Origin of the sequence: Desemzia sp. FAM 23990 (assembly GCF_045528485.1) — a bacterium.
Taxonomy (GTDB): Bacteria; Bacillota; Bacilli; order Lactobacillales; family Carnobacteriaceae; genus Desemzia.
Genome location: NZ_JBGQQW010000003.1, coordinates 62512 through 79844, shown reverse-complemented (window position 1 = coordinate 79844; position 17333 = coordinate 62512). Strand labels below are relative to the sequence as shown.

At 37.2% G+C, this 17333-nt stretch carries 21 protein-coding genes; 19 read left to right on the top strand and 2 right to left on the bottom strand.

Annotated features, from left to right (window positions below):
* The first annotated feature begins 11 nt into the window (after positions 1–11).
* The 8 genes from ACEN4I_RS01895 to ACEN4I_RS01860 all read left to right on the top strand — a co-directional run bounded on the left by ACEN4I_RS01895 (position 12) and on the right by ACEN4I_RS01860 (position 6546).
* Positions 12–374 carry a response regulator gene (locus tag ACEN4I_RS01895; RefSeq protein ID WP_407096166.1) on the top strand — a complete coding sequence of 121 codons (363 nt, stop codon included), beginning with the start codon at positions 12–14 and terminating at the stop codon, positions 372–374.
* Positions 375–390: 16 nt separating this feature from the next.
* Entirely contained in the window at positions 391–807 is a 417-nt protein-coding gene (locus ACEN4I_RS01890; protein WP_407101995.1) for a chemotaxis protein CheW, read from the top strand.
* On the top strand, positions 807–1799 hold the full coding sequence (gene fliM, locus ACEN4I_RS01885) for a flagellar motor switch protein FliM (RefSeq protein WP_407101993.1): 993 nt from the start codon (positions 807–809) through the stop codon (positions 1797–1799). The genes ACEN4I_RS01890 and fliM overlap by 1 nt, the downstream gene beginning before the upstream one ends.
* Positions 1799–2875: a flagellar motor switch phosphatase FliY gene (gene fliY, locus ACEN4I_RS01880; RefSeq protein ID WP_407096163.1), complete on the top strand. Its 1077-nt coding sequence runs from the start codon at positions 1799–1801 to the stop codon at positions 2873–2875. Before fliM ends, fliY begins: the two co-directional genes overlap by 1 nt.
* A gap of 614 nt (positions 2876–3489) precedes the next feature.
* Positions 3490–3789, top strand: coding sequence for a flagellar biosynthesis anti-sigma factor FlgM (gene flgM / locus ACEN4I_RS01875; protein ID WP_407096162.1), 300 nt, complete (start codon positions 3490–3492; stop codon positions 3787–3789).
* Complete coding sequence (locus tag ACEN4I_RS01870) at positions 3786–4154, top strand: flagellar motor switch protein (protein WP_407096161.1); 369 nt, start codon at positions 3786–3788, stop codon at positions 4152–4154. The genes flgM and ACEN4I_RS01870 overlap by 4 nt, the downstream gene beginning before the upstream one ends.
* A gap of 19 nt (positions 4155–4173) precedes the next feature.
* On the top strand, positions 4174–5619 hold the full coding sequence (gene flgK, locus ACEN4I_RS01865) for a flagellar hook-associated protein FlgK (RefSeq protein ID WP_407101991.1): 1446 nt from the start codon (positions 4174–4176) through the stop codon (positions 5617–5619).
* 6 nt (positions 5620–5625) lie between these two features.
* Positions 5626–6546, top strand: a complete 921-nt coding sequence (locus ACEN4I_RS01860) for a flagellin (RefSeq protein ID WP_407096159.1) — start codon at positions 5626–5628, stop codon at positions 6544–6546.
* Between the two features lie 90 nt (positions 6547–6636).
* On the opposite strand, the gene ACEN4I_RS01855 is transcribed toward ACEN4I_RS01860, so the two are convergent.
* Both ACEN4I_RS01855 and ACEN4I_RS01850 read right to left on the bottom strand, forming a co-directional pair.
* The gene (locus tag ACEN4I_RS01855) at positions 6637–7614 is read right to left on the bottom strand and encodes an FRG domain-containing protein (RefSeq protein WP_407101989.1); all 978 of its coding nucleotides are present in this window, start codon (positions 7612–7614) and stop codon (positions 6637–6639) included.
* Positions 7615–7847: 233 nt separating this feature from the next.
* Positions 7848–8000 (bottom strand): hypothetical protein, encoded by a 153-nt coding sequence (locus ACEN4I_RS01850; RefSeq protein WP_407096157.1) that lies wholly within the window; start codon positions 7998–8000, stop codon positions 7848–7850.
* Between the two features lie 365 nt (positions 8001–8365).
* Between ACEN4I_RS01850 and ACEN4I_RS01845 the strand changes: the two genes are divergently transcribed.
* The 11 genes from ACEN4I_RS01845 to ACEN4I_RS01795 all read left to right on the top strand — a co-directional run bounded on the left by ACEN4I_RS01845 (position 8366) and on the right by ACEN4I_RS01795 (position 17314).
* Positions 8366–9400: a flagellin gene (locus tag ACEN4I_RS01845; protein ID WP_407101986.1), complete on the top strand. Its 1035-nt coding sequence runs from the start codon at positions 8366–8368 to the stop codon at positions 9398–9400.
* Between the two features lie 132 nt (positions 9401–9532).
* The gene (locus ACEN4I_RS01840; protein ID WP_407096155.1) at positions 9533–9892 is read left to right on the top strand and encodes a flagellar protein FlaG; all 360 of its coding nucleotides are present in this window, start codon (positions 9533–9535) and stop codon (positions 9890–9892) included.
* A gap of 14 nt (positions 9893–9906) precedes the next feature.
* Positions 9907–11361: a flagellar filament capping protein FliD gene (gene fliD / locus ACEN4I_RS01835; RefSeq protein ID WP_407101984.1), complete on the top strand. Its 1455-nt coding sequence runs from the start codon at positions 9907–9909 to the stop codon at positions 11359–11361.
* A gap of 13 nt (positions 11362–11374) precedes the next feature.
* Positions 11375–11731, top strand: coding sequence for a hypothetical protein (locus ACEN4I_RS01830; protein ID WP_407096153.1), 357 nt, complete (start codon positions 11375–11377; stop codon positions 11729–11731).
* 34 nt (positions 11732–11765) lie between these two features.
* Complete coding sequence (fliS, locus tag ACEN4I_RS01825) at positions 11766–12131, top strand: flagellar export chaperone FliS (protein WP_407096152.1); 366 nt, start codon at positions 11766–11768, stop codon at positions 12129–12131.
* Between the two features lie 587 nt (positions 12132–12718).
* Positions 12719–13096 carry a flagellar basal body rod protein FlgB gene (flgB, locus tag ACEN4I_RS01820; RefSeq protein ID WP_407096151.1) on the top strand — a complete coding sequence of 126 codons (378 nt, stop codon included), beginning with the start codon at positions 12719–12721 and terminating at the stop codon, positions 13094–13096.
* Positions 13097–13111: 15 nt separating this feature from the next.
* Positions 13112–13543 (top strand): flagellar basal body rod protein FlgC, encoded by a 432-nt coding sequence (flgC, locus tag ACEN4I_RS01815; RefSeq protein WP_407096150.1) that lies wholly within the window; start codon positions 13112–13114, stop codon positions 13541–13543.
* A gap of 76 nt (positions 13544–13619) precedes the next feature.
* Positions 13620–13940 (top strand): flagellar hook-basal body complex protein FliE, encoded by a 321-nt coding sequence (gene fliE / locus ACEN4I_RS01810; protein ID WP_407096149.1) that lies wholly within the window; start codon positions 13620–13622, stop codon positions 13938–13940.
* Between the two features lie 25 nt (positions 13941–13965).
* On the top strand, positions 13966–15567 hold the full coding sequence (gene fliF, locus ACEN4I_RS01805; RefSeq protein ID WP_407096148.1) for a flagellar basal-body MS-ring/collar protein FliF: 1602 nt from the start codon (positions 13966–13968) through the stop codon (positions 15565–15567).
* A 3-nt stretch (positions 15568–15570) separates the two neighbouring features.
* Positions 15571–16581, top strand: a complete 1011-nt coding sequence (gene fliG / locus ACEN4I_RS01800) for a flagellar motor switch protein FliG (protein WP_407096147.1) — start codon at positions 15571–15573, stop codon at positions 16579–16581.
* Entirely contained in the window at positions 16565–17314 is a 750-nt protein-coding gene (locus ACEN4I_RS01795; protein WP_407101982.1) for a FliH/SctL family protein, read from the top strand. Before fliG ends, ACEN4I_RS01795 begins: the two co-directional genes overlap by 17 nt.
* Positions 17315–17333 lie beyond the last annotated feature (19 nt).

The following is a 17333-nucleotide window of genomic DNA, read 5'->3' as shown; positions in this document are numbered from 1 at the left end:
GGAAATAAAAAATGACAAAACGAGTACTGATTGTAGACGACGCGGCATTTATGCGCATGAAATTGAAAGATATCTTGGAGAAAAATGGTTACACTGTGGTAGCGGAGGCTGAAAACGGTGCCGATGCAATCGAAAAATACAAAGCTGAAAATCCGGATATCGTTACAATGGACATCACTATGCCGGAAATGGACGGAGTAGACGCATTAAAAGGCATCAAAGCCTTTGACGCCAATGCTAAAGTTGTGATGTGCAGTGCGATGGGGCAGCAATCAATGGTTATGGACGCTATCCGTGCCGGAGCCTTGGACTTTATTGTTAAACCATTTGATACAGGACGTGTGATCCAAGCGTTAGACAAAGTCACTCAATAATTGGAGTTGAACAAGAATGCAAATTGTGATGTTTACGATAAAAGAGAACTACTATGCCATTGAATCCAAAAATGTGGAAGAAATTACGCAACAATTAACTTGGACTCCTGTACCTACTGCACCAGAATGGGTACAAGGACTAATCAATCTGCGAGGCGAAGTCCTAACTTTGATCAATTTTCAACAATTGCTGTATCCCGATCTCACAGGAGAAGATTTGTGCTACAATAGGACCATCATTTTATCGACTGAAAAAGGGAAAATCGCTTTAATGGTTGATAGTGTGGAAGAAGTAACCAATATAGATACCGCTGATATTGAACTTGCAGACAACAGCTCTCAAGGAAAAGTTTCTGGAGTGGTTTCTATTAAAGATAAGATCGTTAGTGTTCTTAACTTGGATGCTTTATTACCTAAAAGTGAGGGAGAATAGTGAAACAAGTCTTATCACAGCAAGAAATTGACTCCTTATTGGAAGCCGTGCAAAGTGGGGAAATCGATTCAGAAGAACTTGAAGAAGCTGAGAAACCAAAAATAAAAGCCTATGATTTCAAGCGACCAGTTCGCCTTTCGAAAGAATACATAAGCACTCTGACCATGATTTTTGAGGAATTTGCTAAGATCGTGGGAAATCAATTGACTACTCAAGTACGCAGTAATGTTTCTCTTCAATTGGCTTCTATCGAACAAGTCAGTTTTGAAGAGTTTATCCATTCTGTGCCTCGTTTTACTTGGATGAACGTGTTCCACTCGAATCCTTTAGAAGGGGTACAAGTGGTAGAACTGAATCCGCAAGTAACGTTGCAGATGATCGAATTGTTGTGCGGCAGTTCAGAAATTATTGAAAGCAAAGACTTCTTAGAAAAAGAAAGCTTTACAGAAATCGAATTAGCTATTTTAGAAGAAGTTTCTCTAAGTTTTAAAAAAGCGTTTAAAACGTCATGGGCAGGTATCATAGAATTGGATACTGAACTAGAAGCGATGGAAACAAATCCGCAATTGCTGCAAAGTATGTCGCCAAATGAACCAGTTGTATTGACCACGTTTACAGTAACCCTGTTGGGAAATCAGTCATTTATGAACTTGTGCATACCGTATGTTTTCTTTGAAAAAATCTTGGACAAATTAAGTTTCCGAAATTGGTTCCATACTGAAAAAGGAAATAGCGATCTGGACAATGAAAAGTTGGAAAACAACTTACAAGCGGTCCAAGTCAATACGGAAGTAATGCTTGGAAAAACACAAATGACGTTAGACAACTTTTTGCAATTGGAAGTGGGAGACATTATTCAATTAGATGGAAAAACTTCTCAACCGCTGGTAATGTCTGTTGAGAATTTACCTTCTTATCTGGTGAAACCTGGATTGCATGGCAAAAACTTGGCAGTTGAAGTACTAGAAAATATTGGAGGAGAAACAAGCTAATGAGTGAAGCATTATCCCAAGAAGAAATCGATATGTTGCTAAATGGAAACAGCTCAGCTTCAGCAGAGGAGCCAGTTGAATCGTTGACTAAAGATCAACTGGACATCATTGGTGAAGTCGGAAATATCTCTATGTCGCAAGCGGCAACTACCTTATCGACAAATTTAAATCATCAAGTTAAGATCACGACGCCACGTGTTTCGACAACGACTTTTAAACAGATCATTGAGGAGTCTGCTACTCCAAAAGTAGCAACTACGGTTGAGTTTAAAGAAGGCTTAGTAGGAACGAATTTATTGATGATCGATGTGAACGATTCTGCTGTGATCGCCGACTTGATGATGGGCGGAAGCGGAGATGTTCAATCGGAAGAATTAACCGAGTTGGAATTGAGCGCCGTTAAAGAAGCCATGAATCAAATGATCGGATCAGCTTCTACAGCCATGGCAACTATGTTAGGACGGGCCATCGATATTTTACCGCCAAATGTCATCGTCCTGAATGAAGACAATTTGGATGCTCATGAAGAATTGATCAATAATACAGGAGTAGTATGTAAAATTGCGTTTGATTTAGACGTAGAAGGTATCTTACATAGTGAGATCATGCAAGTCTTTACTTTGGATACAGTGAAGTTGATTGAAAGTCTCGTGATGAATGATACAGCTGAAGTGCTTCAAGATCGGCCTCAGCCTCAAGCGGCAAAAGTGGAACAAGCTCCAGTTGTGGAATCACAACCTGCACAACCAACTGAAAAAGTATCTGTATCTAAACCCCAATTTCCTGAATTAAGCGCCAAAGATTCAGAAAAAGCGACGAACAACTTGGACTTGATCATGGATGTTCCCCTTGATTTCAGCGTCGTACTAGGCGAAAGCCGCAAAACGATCAAAGACATCTTGTCACTAGGAACAGGTTCAGTGGTCGAATTAAACAAAATGACTGACGAGCCATTGGAAATTTATGTCAATGGCAAATTGATCGCTGAAGGCGAAGTAGTCGTCATCAACGAAAGCTTCGGAATTCGAATTACGAATATCTTGAGTAAAGAACAACGTGTGAAGCACTTAAACTAGCGAGCGACTAACCAAAGCTCGCTACAGAACTTTCTAACAATATTAGATGATGAAGAACCCTAAAAATAAGTCTTGATGAGAAGTAGCGATACTTTTTATCAAGGCTTATTTTATTTGATGATCCATTTTGTCAGCAGAACTAACAAAAACAACTTTTAACTGACTTGTGAAGTGCGAAATTGAAGCGACAAGTCAGGTTAAACATCTATACCTGACTTGTAGGGAGAAAAATTACCCTCACAAGTCAGGAAACTAACTTTTATCTTACTTGTGAGGTCTAAAATAGGAGTGATAAGTCAGATAAAGAATTACTATTGATGTGAAGTACTTTGAGGAACGCTGATAGATTGAATAGAAAGAGACTAAATTACCATTCTAGCTTTTTGCAATTAGTACAATGAGTAGTCGTAAAGTAAAGGAAACTCAACCCTTGAAACTCACCTTGTTGATTGTCTTTTACCTCGTTTGTCAATGTGTCACAAAAGATTTCATTTATAAATTTCAGTAAATGGGTTAATATTTAAAGGAACTGTCCGATATAACTTTTGAAAGTCATAAAAGACACGAATCAACTGGATAATAACCTAACGGATAAATAGAAAGGAGCTGGAGACATGAAAATCAATAATGGTTACAACCAATATGTGAATAATAATCTCCGCTACAATAAAGAAAACACTCAAAATAAAAAAATTCAAGATCAATCGCAAACGGTAAATGAAGATGCTGTAAAAGTAGACATCTCTGATGCTGCTAAACAAGTTGCAGAAGCAAACAACAATGTTGTGTTTAGTGAAAAAGTTCAAGCGATCAAACAAGCTGTTTTAAATGGTACCTATGAAGTATCACCAGAAAAGATCGCGGATAACATGACTGCTGAGATAGGTCAACAACGAAAAGGTATTGAAGAATGAGCCAACAAAAGAGTATTTTCAACTTGCTGACAGAATTTGTAGATTTGTTGAAAAGTGAAAAAGAGGCTTTGATTCATAACGATGCTGAAAAAGTAGTCGAAATCGTCACTCAAAAGCAAACGTTTCTAGAAATCTTAGAAACGTTGACGCCAGCTTCATTCGACGACGCGTCACTAAAAGCGCCTTTAGCTGAAATTAAACAATTGCAAGAAACCAACTTGATGCTGACAAAAACAGCCTTACAATTCCAAGAAACGGTATTGAAAGCCATCACGAAAACAGTGAAAAATTCAGGCAATACGTATTCAAAAAAAGGCTATTACAAAGGCAATGAACAAGCAACTTTAATCAATCAATCCCTATAGAAAAACAAGAGGTGGAAAAATGTCCGGATTATTTGGATCATTAAATTCAGCAACATCAGGTATGACTGCTGCTCAAACTGTGCTGCAAACAATCAGCCATAATGTCGCAAATGCGGGTACAGACGGCTATTCCAAGCAAAAAGTCACTATGGAAACCAACAACCCCTTCAACAAATCGGGTGTGGGTCAACTAGGTACTGGTGTGCGTATTTCAGGAATTATTCGCGTAGTGGATGACGCTGTCGTTGAACAATTGAGAAATGAAAACAGCAGTCTTGAAATGTTTGATACGAAATCAGAAGCTTTAGCTCAACTAGAAGCAATCTTTAATGAGCCTTCGACAACTGGCTTGAGCAACAACTTAAGTGAAGTATTTGCTTCTTGGACTTATCTGGGATCAAATCCAGAAGTGGCAACAGCTAAAACAATGGTGGTTCAAAATTCAGAAACTATGACAGATACTTTGAACCATATGTCGACTCAATTGGAAAGTCTGCAAACAGGTACCATAAAAAATATTGAACAAGATGTAAAAGACTTCAACAGCAAATTAGAGCAATTGAATTCTTTGAATAAACAAATCTCTTATTCTATGTCAAGCGGACAAGCACCTAACGACTTGTTGGATAAACAAGATGCATTGCTAGGTGAGTTAAGCGGCTTAGCAGGTGTGGATGTTCAGTTCGATGAAATGCGCCAAGCTACAGTAAGCATCGGCGATGAAGTTTTATTATCGCCAACAAATATGCAAAAATTAGCAGTTGCTGAAGAACCGAACCCAGAAGGAAAGATTGTTCTGGCTGGAGATAATCCGAAAGAAGTTGTGTTGACTAGTGGATCAGCTAAAGGTTCTCAAGAGGCGTTAGCGGAAGTGAATCACCAAGTAGAAAACTTGAATGATTTTGCTTATACATTTGCTAGTGCTGTGAACGCAATACATAGTGGCGGAGAAGAAAATGGAGAAATGTTCTTTTATTTAGGAACGGATACGGATACCAATTATGCTAAGAATATTTCTGTAAGTGCAGATCTGGTGGAAAACCCTGAAAACATAAATTCTGGTAAATCATTAGACGAAACAGTAGTTGCAGGTGACGGTACTAGGGCACAAGCGATTGCAGACTTGCAAAACACGAAATTGGTTTATTCTTCAGATACTACTTTTACGTATGATGAAGAAACTATGGCGATTATAGATGAAGAAAACGGTACTTCAGTTGTTAATGGGTACAACGATATTGTGACAGAAGTAGGGATTTCTAAACAACAATCAGATAACATGGCAGCCAGCCAAAAAGATTTAGTGCAATTACTTGATCAACGCCGTCAATCGATTTCAGGTGTTTCCATCAATGAAGAAGTTGTCAGCATGATCCAGCACCAAAGTGCTTTTCAAGCCAATTCCAGAATGATTTCAGTCATTTCTGAAATGCTGGATACTTTGATCAATAGAACGGGGGTATAATGAATAATGCGTATAACAGATTCTTACATGTCTTCTAGTTTTCTTAGCAGCTTACAAGATAATTTAGCTCGTGTGTCTAAAACACAACAACAATTGTCTTCCTTGAAAGAAGTTAGCAAATCTTCAGATGACCCCATGTTGGTTTCACAAATCATGGATTTGAACAACAGTATCATTCAAAATGAAGAATATATGGTTACTATTGAAGATTCAATTGATTTTTCAAATATGCAAGATTCAGCTTATAGTTCAGTCACCGAATCTTTATCTAGAATCCGTACGCTGATTCAACAAGCTGGTACAGATACGATGAATAGTGGAGACCGCCAAATCGTAAAAGCAGAAGTTGAAGCTGAAATTCAAACCATGACAGATGCATTGAACACAAATTTTGGTGGGAAATATATCTTTTCGGGCATGAATACTACAGAAAAACCTTTTAGTATTGCAAAAGATGCAGATGGAAATATGACCGGTATTGATTATGCAGGAACGTCTGATAATCTACCTCGAAGAATTGCTCAAGGAGTTCAAATTGAACTCAAAACAGACGGTTCGGCTCTGATGAATGAACAAGTTACTGCGGAAGGCTCGGATAACTTGGGTATTTTCTTAGCGGATGTATTAACAGCTTTAAATACAGATGATGTAGAGGCTTTATCAGGAAACTTACTTGAAAGAGCAGACAATAATATTGATAATATTGTGACACAACGTGCAGAAAACGGAGCTATTTTTAACCGATTGGAAGCCTCTAAAGAACGCAATATATCAGAGAACCTAAACTTAGAAACCATGCTTTCAGGCAAACAAGACATTGATTTAGCTGAGAAATTCATGGAGTACACCATGGAACAAACAGCTTATCAAGCATCATTAGCAATGGGAACAAAAATTTTATCTACAAGCATTTTAGACTATCTGTAAAAAGATAGTCTTTTTGTTATTTAGACTATAAAAAGAGACCCCGAAAAGCTTAGATTGAATTCTAAGCATTTCGGGGTCTTTACTATCCAATTATTCTGAGTATTGTCCTTTAATATAAGTCGCTGCATGTTCAAGATCGGGGTGAATGTGATGATCATTAATGCCTAAATTGGCTAATTCAATTTTTATAAATTTCTTTAAGGCAGAAGGAATGATGTATCGGATAACTTTATTGCCTTGTTTGACTCTATACTGTTCAATGGAGGATTTGATTCCGTTGGTTGGTGAATCTAAGAAATCATCCTTCATATCATATAAACTAGTAATAATGAAAGAGCCGTTTTGGTTATTGATTCTTGGATTGTCTATATGTGTACTGACAAAAAAGGCTTGGGTTAGATGATGAGGATCGATAATGGGTTCAAAATCTCCCACAGTTGACCGGATTTCATGCAATAAATATTTTACAGGACCCGTTTGATTGAATTCAGAAATAACTTCTTTCGAGTTGTCATTAGAAACGTTAAATTTCTTGCTGAATTCTTCAGAAACTTTAAAGAGTTCTTGCTTTTTAGTAGCATCTATTGCAGCCAATGCGCTAAGAATTTCAACGGTATCGCTATGGTTCGTTTTAATTTTATTGTCTTGTACATCGAACATAATAAATTCACCGTCTCGATTAGGACTTCCTGAAATAGCAAAATATAAACCGATTAATGGGTTCGAAGTGATATCTATTAATCTAGTAGGCATTCCGTAATGTTGCATTTTCCGTAGACCGTCCACATGACGATGGATGTTTAAGAAATCTTGATTGGAAGTGGATATTAATTGATTGTTCATCTGACTCTCGTGGTTGATTAAACCGTTTCTGTATATACTCGGAAGTAAGGAATAGTTAATGCTACTTTGTCCTCGATAAAAAAATAAATCTTTCTTTTTTTGAAAATTTGAAAAAGCCTGAGTAGTTGCTGACTGTATTTCTGACTGTTGTTTATAGGCTTGAGAGTGTGGAAAGTCATGCTTAATCTGCTCGGTCTCTGAGTTTATTGCATGAATGGTTTCCATTTTAAGTTTTGCATGAAGTTTTTGTAAGAAAGTGTAAGGATTTAGGATAATACGTGCTTCAATGGCTGGACTAATAAAATAGTGTTTTTGATTCTTTTCAAGTAAATCATGAATGTATGTTTCAGTTGCTGTTTCAGTATCAAGTTCTTGTCCAGCTTCATAGATGTGTCATTTGTTTTGACTATTCTAAAGACGCCGATGTTTAAAACAATTTCTCGATTAGGGAGATGACGCTAGATAAATTTTTCTGTATTGACGCTCCCTTGTGTGTTCTGTTGCTGTCTTACATCATGTAAACTGAAAAAATCTTCGATACATACAAGACCGTTTTTTTCAGCTGCCTTGATAAGTTCACTAAACGCTGTCTGTTCATCCATAGCTGCCATTCCATCTCTCCTAAAAATATCAATTTTTTATAATAGCTATACTAGTTATTCTAGCACTAGTTTACCAAATGAAAGTAGAAAAAAAGAAGTGTGTTATTAAAAACAAGAATAGTTTATTCAATCTTGAATGATTCAAGGCAGTCATGAGAAAAATTAGTTCTTTCTATTCTAGATTATCTACAATTTTTTTAAAATAACCCCTTAATGAAGTAGCTATTCCTCCGATATAGTCTTTGAAGACGCGAACTTCAATAATTTTAAATTTATAGCATAAAAAAATAAAAAATACTTAACTACTAAAATGAATGACCGATATAGATTTTGAAGACGCGAACTTCGACAATTATCTTAGGAGGAATTATATAATGAGAATCAATACAAACACAGCAGCAGCAAATACTTATTCACGTTTGAATTCAGCAAATGCATCAAAAGCTAATTCTTTAGCTAAGTTATCATCAGGCTTACGCATCAACAAAGCGGGAGACGATGCAGCTGGATTATCTATCTCAGAAAAAATGAAAAATCAAATCAGTGGCTTGACTCAAGCAACTCGTAACGCACAAGACGGTATTTCATTGATCCAAACAGCTGAAGGTGCTCTAAACGAAACCCATAGCATTTTAAACCGTATGCGTGACCTATCTGTTCAAGCTTCCAATGATACGAACTCATTAGATGACAGAAAAGCTATCGATGCCGAAATGGAACAATTATCGACAGAAATAGATCGTATCTCTTCAGATACTAAGTTTAACGGTATTTCACTACTTGCAGGAGCAAGAGATCTAAATATCCAAATTGGAGCAAATTCATCTGATAAAGCTCTAACAATTGAAACAATTGACGCAAGCTTCAAAACTATTGCTGGAGCAGATAAAAACAAAACAGCAGTCACAACAGATACTGATGCAGCTTTAAAAACAGCTGGAAAAACTTTGAAGGAACTAGAGGAAGATGTAAAAGTAAAACAGACAGCTTATAATGAAGCTCTTGAGACTGATAAAACTGCTGGGAATACCACAGCATCAGAGGCCGCTAAAACAACTCTAGATACTGCTATAGGAGAAGTAAAGAAAATTACAGATGCACAAGAAATAGATGCTAAATCCTCTGTTACAGCAGCTCAAGGTAACATTGACATGTTAGACAAAGCTATAACAAATGTTTCAGACGCACGTGCGACATTCGGGGCACAACAAAACCGTTTGGACCACACGATCAACAATTTAACAACATCAAAAGAAAACTTGTCTGAAGCAAACTCACGTATTCGTGACGTTGATATGGCTGAAGAAATGATGAACTTTACTAAATCAAATATTCTTTCATCTGCAGCAACTTCAATGTTGGCACAAGCAAACCAAATGCCGCAAAGTGTTTTACAATTATTACAATAATCTATTCAATATAAACGAACTAATAATAAGCCGACTTTTGTCGGCTTATTATTGGTAAGTTGAAAAATATGTGAAAAGCATTTAAGATAAAGAAGGTAACTCTTCTTTTTCATCATGGTGGAGGTGTAAAGTGTGATAGAAAATTATTCTATTCAATCAAGTAAGCCTGTCACAGCTATTTCTAATAATGATCAAATACGTTCTTTTGTTTCTAAAAACGACTCAAATGAAATGCAGCTCCAATATGATGAAGCAGAAGAGAATGTTGCAAATGAAGAACTTGAAAAAGCAGTGAATAAGATAAATGAACACCTTCTGGGAGTAAATACACAGTTTCAGTATAAAATACATGAAGGAACTGAGAGAATTATGGTGAAATTAATTGATACTGAGTCGAATGAAGTTATTAAAGAAATTCCACCAGAAAAAATGTTGGATATGGTAGCTGAAATTTGGAAACGAGTTGGACTTGTAGTGGATAATCAAGAGTAATGAGGGGATAAATAATGACAAGCAGTGTAAGTATTATGGGAACATATTCAGGAATTACAATGGATACAATTGATCAATTAATTCAAGCTGAATCAGGGAAGTTAACTCAATATACAAATCAACAGACCGAATTAACAAATGAGAAAAATGCTTGGAAAGATATTAATACACGTTTGGATACATTATATAAAAAATTTGATGCTCTAAAAGCAGCTGAAACATTTGATTCCAAAACAGTCAGTAACAGCAACGAAAAAACTGTTAAGGTAACTGCTAACACTAACTCCGTTGAAGGAGTCTATAAAGTATCTGTTCAAAGATTAGCGACTTCAAGTCAAGTTACTTCTGGGACTATTAGTGCTCTAACAGGGAAAAAAAGTACAGAAGCCTTATCATTATCTGGAACGTTGACTTTAACAACTGCTAATAGTAAAGATGCAGAAAATCCTGATAGTAAATCATTTTCTATTGATATTGCTGAAGGGGACTCAATCAAAGATATCGTTACTAAAGTTAACGAAACGGCTAAGGAAACAAAATCTGGACTGACAGCTTCAATAATCGATAATCGACTTGTTTTAATGGATTCTGATATGGGCGAACGTACAATCGAAATAACGAATACAAATCAAATTTCAGGAGAAGAGTCATTAACAAGTAAACTAGGACTAGAAGGTGTATCAACTGTTTTAGGGCAATCAGCTAAGTTATCTGTAAACGGTATTGAGATGGAACGAAATACCAATAGTATAACTGACGCAGTTGAAGGGCTAACTTTTGATTTGGTGAGTGTAAGTGAAGCTGGTTCAGTTAGCACAGTTAAAGTAGTAGAAGATGCCGAAAAAACAACGAAAGCTGTTCAAGAATTTGTAGATCAATACAATTCAGTGATGTCTTTTATTGATACGCAATTAGATGTTGGAAACCCTGCTGCGGAAGGAAACACTACTGGAGCTTTAGCTGGAGACAGTTCATTAATGCGTCTACAGTCACAACTTCGTTCATTAGTTACTTCTTCATCTAAAGATGCCAACCAATCAATAAGAGGACTGTCAGACTTAGGTGTAGAAGTAGATCGGTATGGAAAAGCTACTTTAGATACAACTAAATTGAAAGAAGCTTTAGCAGAAAATTCCAATGATGTGCAAAATTTCTTTTTTAAAGAAGAACCTGTTTTAGATGCCTCGGGGAAAAGTACTGGAGAAAAAAATACCACTGGGTTAGCTCAACAAATGACTTCATTTATTAATGAATATATTGGAGAAAAAACCGGTATTATCATGACGAAATCAGCAACCATTGATGATATGATTGGAGATTTAGATGAACAGATTACAAAGTTCAATGAGCGCTTAGAAAAGAAACGTGAACGGTATATTACACAATTCACTGCCCTAGATGTAGCAATGATGGAAGCCGAATCTCAAATGAGTTATTTAAATAGCCAATTAGGAATTTCTGAAGAATAGAAAGGTATAATAAATGCTAGCTAAACAAGATGATCGTTTTGAAATACTAAACCTACTTTACCAACACTTGACGATTTGGGACGGTAGTAGTACCAGTGCTAATGAAATTATTGAAAAGAACCGACATTTGCTAGCTGAGTTGAAAGCAGTTGATGAAAGATTGAACCGACAAGGCAATGGGAAATACAGCAAAATAGAGCATCAACATGTTGTCAGCATTGTTAAAGCTCAGCAAGAATTGTTAACTGTCATCAAACAAGATCGAACAGCGATTTTAGAAAAAATGAAACAAGTAAATCAAAAAGATAAGATTGTGAATAACTACTATTCATCGTTTCAACAATCTATTTTTGTAGATAAAGGAATGTAACTCTCAGGAACAAGATAACAAGGAGTATAAAATCATGATGCAACAACGAAATGCACAAAATATCTATAAACAAAATCAAATTTTAAATGCCAGCCCTAAAAAATTAGTAGTACTACTCTATGATGGGTGCATCAAAAATCTTAGACTGGCAGAAAACAGTATTGCTGAAAAGAATGTAGAACAAGCAAATACAGCTTTATTAAAAGCTCAAAATATTATTGCTGAATTAGCTAGCACGCTTAACATTGAACAAGCTGGTCAAATCGCTCAAGATTTGAATGACATTTATGAGTACTTAATGACAAAATTAATTGAAGCCAACCGCACAAAAGACATTTCGATCATTCAAAAGAATCGAGAGATGCTGGAAGAGCTTCGGGAAGCTTGGGCAGAGATCTAATTGTGACGAAAAAAGTTGAATTTTAGACATTCTTTTGTAAAGTAAATAATTCACAAAGAAACTACCTTGAAAATAAAGGTAGTTTCTTTGTTGTATCAAGGAATGGAGACTTATTTTTAATAAGAGAACGCGGCTTATAAAACTGAATGTTACAAAAGTTGTCAAACAATTACTTTGATTTACAAAGGAATTACAAAAATACCGTTGTCAAATAATAATTGGTGTTTTATACTTTAACTGATTGAGGTAGACGTTGTCATAAAAAGGAAATTATACACAATTTGAATATTTATAATACGCGTGTTGTTTAATGATGGGAAATAAAAGTGAGTTTTGGAAACTGGAAAACGAGCATTATTTTATTATTAAGCTCTTTTTTTACGCATAATTCAAAAAAATGATAAAAGGTTTAACCATCAAAAAGAATAATTATACATATATATAGTGGGCTAGAAAATAAAGTTGCTTAACTAAAAAGTCGCTTTTTGCTGGAAAATCAGCCTTTTTTATTTTTGGTATATTTTCAATAGCTTATAAAGAATGTATAAATCAACTTAAAAAGAATAAGTTCCACTGGAGGCTTACTATTGGATACAACATTTGGATTAATCAAAAATGCATTGAATGCTTCGGAACTGAGACAGGAAATGATCTCCAGTAACATCGCCAACGTCAATACGGACGGATATAAGGTCAACAAAGTGGAGTTTGAGAGTCTATTGACTCAAGCATCAAATGGGTTTGCATTAACGAAAACGGATGATCAACATTTTGGGATTGCGGATTTAACTAATGTTCAACCTATTGTGGGGAAAAAGACCAACACTACTGTCAAAGACAACGGCAATAATGTAGATATTGAAGTAGAGATGATGGATCAATCTGAAAACAGTCTTTACTATAACGCATTGGTTACACAACTGAATACCAAGTATTCTATGTTGAATAGTGTGATCACGAAATAACAGGAGGAATGAAGAATGTCTATTTTTGATTCTATGCGCATCAACAGCAGCGGATTGAGTTTGGAACGATTAAAACTGGATACTATTTCGAGTAATATCGCAAATGTGAATACGACTCGTACAGAAGAAGGGGGACCGTACCAAAAGAAAACGATCGTCTTTGAAGAAAGCTTGATGCAAAAAACGTCCGATTTGGCGGGAACAATCGGTCAAAAGAGCTTTGGGGTTAAGGCAACGGGTATTGAAGAAAGTGACGAGATCGTAATGGAATATAATCCAACACACCCAGATGCAGATGAATTTGGGTATGTTTCGATGTCCAATGTCAATATGGCTGATGAAATGGTGGATATGATGAACACGATCCGTACGTATGAAGCTAATGTAACAGCCACTAACGCCAGTAAAAGTATGCTGAGTAAAGCGTTGGAAATTTCAGCTCGTTAAGAAAGAAAAATATGCGCAGTGGTTGCGTATAGTATGAATAAGTCAGCGTAAAAGATTGTTATGAGGGAGAAATGAAATGAACGTAGATGCAATGTACAGTAGTTTATTGAACGGGATCACAAGCACGGATAGTTTAGCAAGTTCAAATGCAGCAGCGGCTAATGGAACAGGTGAAGCACAAGCTTTTGAGAACGTATTGAGCCAAACTATGGAAAGTTTAAATGGTCAACAAGCAGCGTCAGATAATGCTATTACAGGATTGATTACAGGTGATGTAGATAATTTACATAATGTCATGATTCAAACGACTGAAGCTCAACTTTCTTTAGAATTAGCTATTCAAGTACGCAATAAAGCGATTGAAGCGTACAATGACGTTAAAAATATGCAGTTCTAATAACTTTTGAGGAGAATACGTCTAAATGGATAACGTAAAACAAGCTTGGGGGAAAGTTCAAGGCGGCTGGCAAGCTATGGATAAAAGCAAAAGAATTCAATTAGGAGTTATTCTTTTAGCCATTATCTTGGTAGTAGGAAGTCTTACATATTACACAAAAAAAGTCGATTACAGCGTGTTGTTTGCCGATATGGAAGCAGCGGATGCAGGTGTGATCGTAGAGGATTTGGAAGCGCAAGGTGTAGCTTACAAGTTAGAAAATAATGGAACAACTATCATGATCGATTCTTCTTTAGTCGACAAATACCGGATTGAATTGGCTATGAACGATATGGTGCCGGCAAGTTCTGTTGGGTTTGAGATATTTGATACGTCCAGCATGATGGCAACGGATGAAGATCGCAGTATTATGTACCAGCGTGCGGTTTCTGGCGAACTGCAACGTGCCATCACAGCATTGGATTCTGTCGATGGTGCGCAAGTGATTTTATCGATGCCGGAAGACAGCGTGTTCGTTGATCAGGAAAATAAAGCAGAAGCGTCTGCTTCAGTGGTGATCACACCGAGAACAGGTAATCTGTCTGCTTCAGAAGTTCAAGGGATTGCTTCCTTGATTTCAGGAGCGGTGGATAATTTGCCGCAAGAAAACATTAAAATCGTGGATACAAACGGGAATTTGTTGAGCAGTGTCTTAGGAAATGAAGGCTTGAACTCAGTTGATTTAACCAACCAATACCGGGATATTGAAGCGAAATACGAGCAAGAATTGATCAGCAAATTAAAAGAAACATTGGGTCCGATATACGGAGTGGAGAATTTAACGATTTCAGTCAATGCTGCTATGAACTTTGATGCAGTGGAAGAAGAAGCTGTTAATTACGATCCTAACTACACTCCAGATGGTGAAACCACAGAAGGCCCTGTTGTCCGCAGTGAAAGTGTACAAGCAAGCGGCTCAAACATGGGGATTGATGAAACAGGCGGAAACGATAACGTAAGCAATGTGATTGTAGAAGGTGAAGCTGAAGAGGGGTCTAGCTACAATCGTACGGTCAACAATGAAATCGACACAACTACGACCCGTACAGTTAAAGCGCCGGGAACCGTGACGTCGTTGTCTGCTTCAATCGTTTACAACGGGAACTTAAACCTTGACCAGTCTGCTCAAATCGGTGAGATCGCACAAATGACGATCGGAGCAGATCCAGATAGTATCGTGATACAAGGTATTCCTTTTGTGAACTCGGACACAAACGAACAAGTGCCGATTGGTGAAAATATCCAACAAGACTTGATTGCTGCATTGAAGAAAAACTGGCCTTACGCGGCTGGTGGAATCGGATTGATCATTTTGCTGGTTCTCTTATTGAAGATCTTTAGAAAGAGAAAAGATGATGAAGACGAATTCGATGACTTTTATGAGGAAGAAGAGGAGAGCAGCGCTCAATCGATCATGAGAGAAAACGAAGCTTTGATTGCGAAAAAAGCAGCTGAAAAAGAAGAAGCTGATTTGAAACTGCAATTGAACAGAACCATGAATGAAAAAGAAGATAAAGTGAAAACGATGGCCAAAGAAAACCCTGAAATGGCCGCAGATTTAATCAAAATTTGGATGAAGGAAGAGTAGCGGATGGAAAATGAACAAACAGACGGCTTGAAGAAAGCCGCTATTTTAATGATTACATTAGGTTCTGAAGCCTCTTCTCAAATCATGAAGATGCTGCCGGACAAGATCATTCAAAAAATCAGTTATGAAATTGCCAATATCGATTACGTAAAACCGGAAGAGCGGGATACAATCGTCAATGAATTCATTGAGATGCAGCAAGCTCGCGAATACATTATTGATGGCGGGATCGATTATGCGAAAAATTTATTGAATAAGGCTTTAGGACCTCAACGGGCAAAAGAAGTAATCGATATGCTGAATCAAATCCAATTACGTGAGCGCCCATTTGATATTGCGCGCAAGGCGGATCTTCAACAATTGACCAATCTTTTACTGGGCGAGCAACCTCAGACAGTAGCGTTGATCTTATGCTACATGCAGCCTGAAAAAGCCGCTAATGTATTAGCTGAGTTTCCGATTGAACAACAATCGGAAATCGCTGAGCGGATCGGGACAATCAGTCATACGTCGCCTACGATCATTGAAAAGATCGAAAAAGTGATTGAAAATAAATTCTCCAATTATGTGGAAAACAATACGGAAGCTGTTGGAGGCGTACAAACGTTGGTAGAGATTTTAAATTCTGTTGGCAGAAGTACCGAGAAAAATATTATCCAAGTATTGGAAGACAGACAGCCTGAATTGGCGAATGAAGTCAAAGCAAACCTATTTACCTTCGAAGACATTGTTACGTTGGAACGCTCGGATGTACAGAAAGTCCTTCGTCAGGTCAACAAGGACGACTTGTTATTGGCGCTTAAAGGAGTATCGGATCAAATCAAAGATTTTGTTTACAGCAACCTGTCCAACCGTCAAGTAGAAACAATGAAGGAAGATATGCAATTCTTAGGACCTGCTCGTTTGTCACAAGTCGAAGAAGCGCAACAAAGTGTTGTGGCGGTTATTCGCAAGCTGGATGAACAAGGTGAAATTTATTTGAGAAGAGGAGAAAGTGATGTCATTATTTCATAATGTGATAAAGGCAGATCGAGCTTCTCAAGAAGCACAAGTGGCAGAGATCACCACAGACTTTACTGTATACAAAAAAGAACCTGCCAGTTCTGCAGAATCGGGACCCATCAGTGAGGCACAGACTAAAGTAAACCGTCTCTTAGAAGCAGCAGCGCAAGAAAAAGAACAACTGCTGCAAGCTGCTCAAATAGAAGCAGAAAATATTAAGGCTATTGCTCAACAAACGGGTTTTGAAGCGGGAAAAGAGCAAGGTTACCAAGAAGGTTATGCAGAAGGATATGCTGTGGCTACTGAAGAAGGGGAACGAGCTACCGCAGCACTGAAACAAAGTGCCCAGCAAATGGTGCAGCAAGCGGAAGAACTAGTGAATCAATACTATGTTGAAAAACAGGAACAATTGATCCAATTAGCAGCTACTATGGCGGAAGCGATCGTCCATCAAACCATTGATGCTTCTTCAGAGCAAGTATTGGAATTGGTAAAACCTCTGTTGATTCGCATGAACAAAACAGAAAAACTGATTACCGTAACGGTTCGCCCAGAACAATCTGAACTGGTCCAAGAGAAATTAACGGAATTGGAACAAAAAAATCAGGAAGTTCGATTTGTAGTGTTAACGGATCACACATTGGAAAAAAACGGCTGTGTGATCGAAACAGCTCATAACATTACTGATCTGCAAATAGGAAAACAACTCGACAAAATGGTAGCAGAAATGAAAACAATGAGGTGACGGTAAAGTGATAGAAATT

Bases quoted from the DNA above. Each gene is read 5' to 3' on its own strand.
- ACEN4I_RS01895 (WP_407096166.1), top strand. From the start codon at position 12: ATGACAAAACGAGTACTGATTGTAGACGACGCGGCATTTATGCGCATG.
- ACEN4I_RS01890 (WP_407101995.1), top strand. From the start codon at position 391: ATGCAAATTGTGATGTTTACGATAAAAGAGAACTACTATGCCATTGAA.
- fliY (WP_407096163.1), top strand. From the start codon at position 1,799: ATGAGTGAAGCATTATCCCAAGAAGAAATCGATATGTTGCTAAATGGA.
- flgM (WP_407096162.1), top strand. From the start codon at position 3,490: ATGAAAATCAATAATGGTTACAACCAATATGTGAATAATAATCTCCGC.
- ACEN4I_RS01870 (WP_407096161.1), top strand. From the start codon at position 3,786: ATGAGCCAACAAAAGAGTATTTTCAACTTGCTGACAGAATTTGTAGAT.
- flgK (WP_407101991.1), top strand. From the start codon at position 4,174: ATGTCCGGATTATTTGGATCATTAAATTCAGCAACATCAGGTATGACT.
- ACEN4I_RS01860 (WP_407096159.1), top strand. From the start codon at position 5,626: ATGCGTATAACAGATTCTTACATGTCTTCTAGTTTTCTTAGCAGCTTA.
- ACEN4I_RS01855 (WP_407101989.1), bottom strand. From the start codon at position 7,614: ATGGAAACCATTCATGCAATAAACTCAGAGACCGAGCAGATTAAGCAT.
- ACEN4I_RS01850 (WP_407096157.1), bottom strand. From the start codon at position 8,000: ATGGCAGCTATGGATGAACAGACAGCGTTTAGTGAACTTATCAAGGCA.
- ACEN4I_RS01845 (WP_407101986.1), top strand. From the start codon at position 8,366: ATGAGAATCAATACAAACACAGCAGCAGCAAATACTTATTCACGTTTG.
- fliD (WP_407101984.1), top strand. From the start codon at position 9,907: ATGACAAGCAGTGTAAGTATTATGGGAACATATTCAGGAATTACAATG.
- ACEN4I_RS01830 (WP_407096153.1), top strand. From the start codon at position 11,375: ATGCTAGCTAAACAAGATGATCGTTTTGAAATACTAAACCTACTTTAC.
- fliS (WP_407096152.1), top strand. From the start codon at position 11,766: ATGATGCAACAACGAAATGCACAAAATATCTATAAACAAAATCAAATT.
- flgC (WP_407096150.1), top strand. From the start codon at position 13,112: ATGTCTATTTTTGATTCTATGCGCATCAACAGCAGCGGATTGAGTTTG.
- fliE (WP_407096149.1), top strand. From the start codon at position 13,620: ATGAACGTAGATGCAATGTACAGTAGTTTATTGAACGGGATCACAAGC.
- fliF (WP_407096148.1), top strand. From the start codon at position 13,966: ATGGATAACGTAAAACAAGCTTGGGGGAAAGTTCAAGGCGGCTGGCAA.
- fliG (WP_407096147.1), top strand. From the start codon at position 15,571: ATGGAAAATGAACAAACAGACGGCTTGAAGAAAGCCGCTATTTTAATG.
- ACEN4I_RS01795 (WP_407101982.1), top strand. From the start codon at position 16,565: ATGTCATTATTTCATAATGTGATAAAGGCAGATCGAGCTTCTCAAGAA.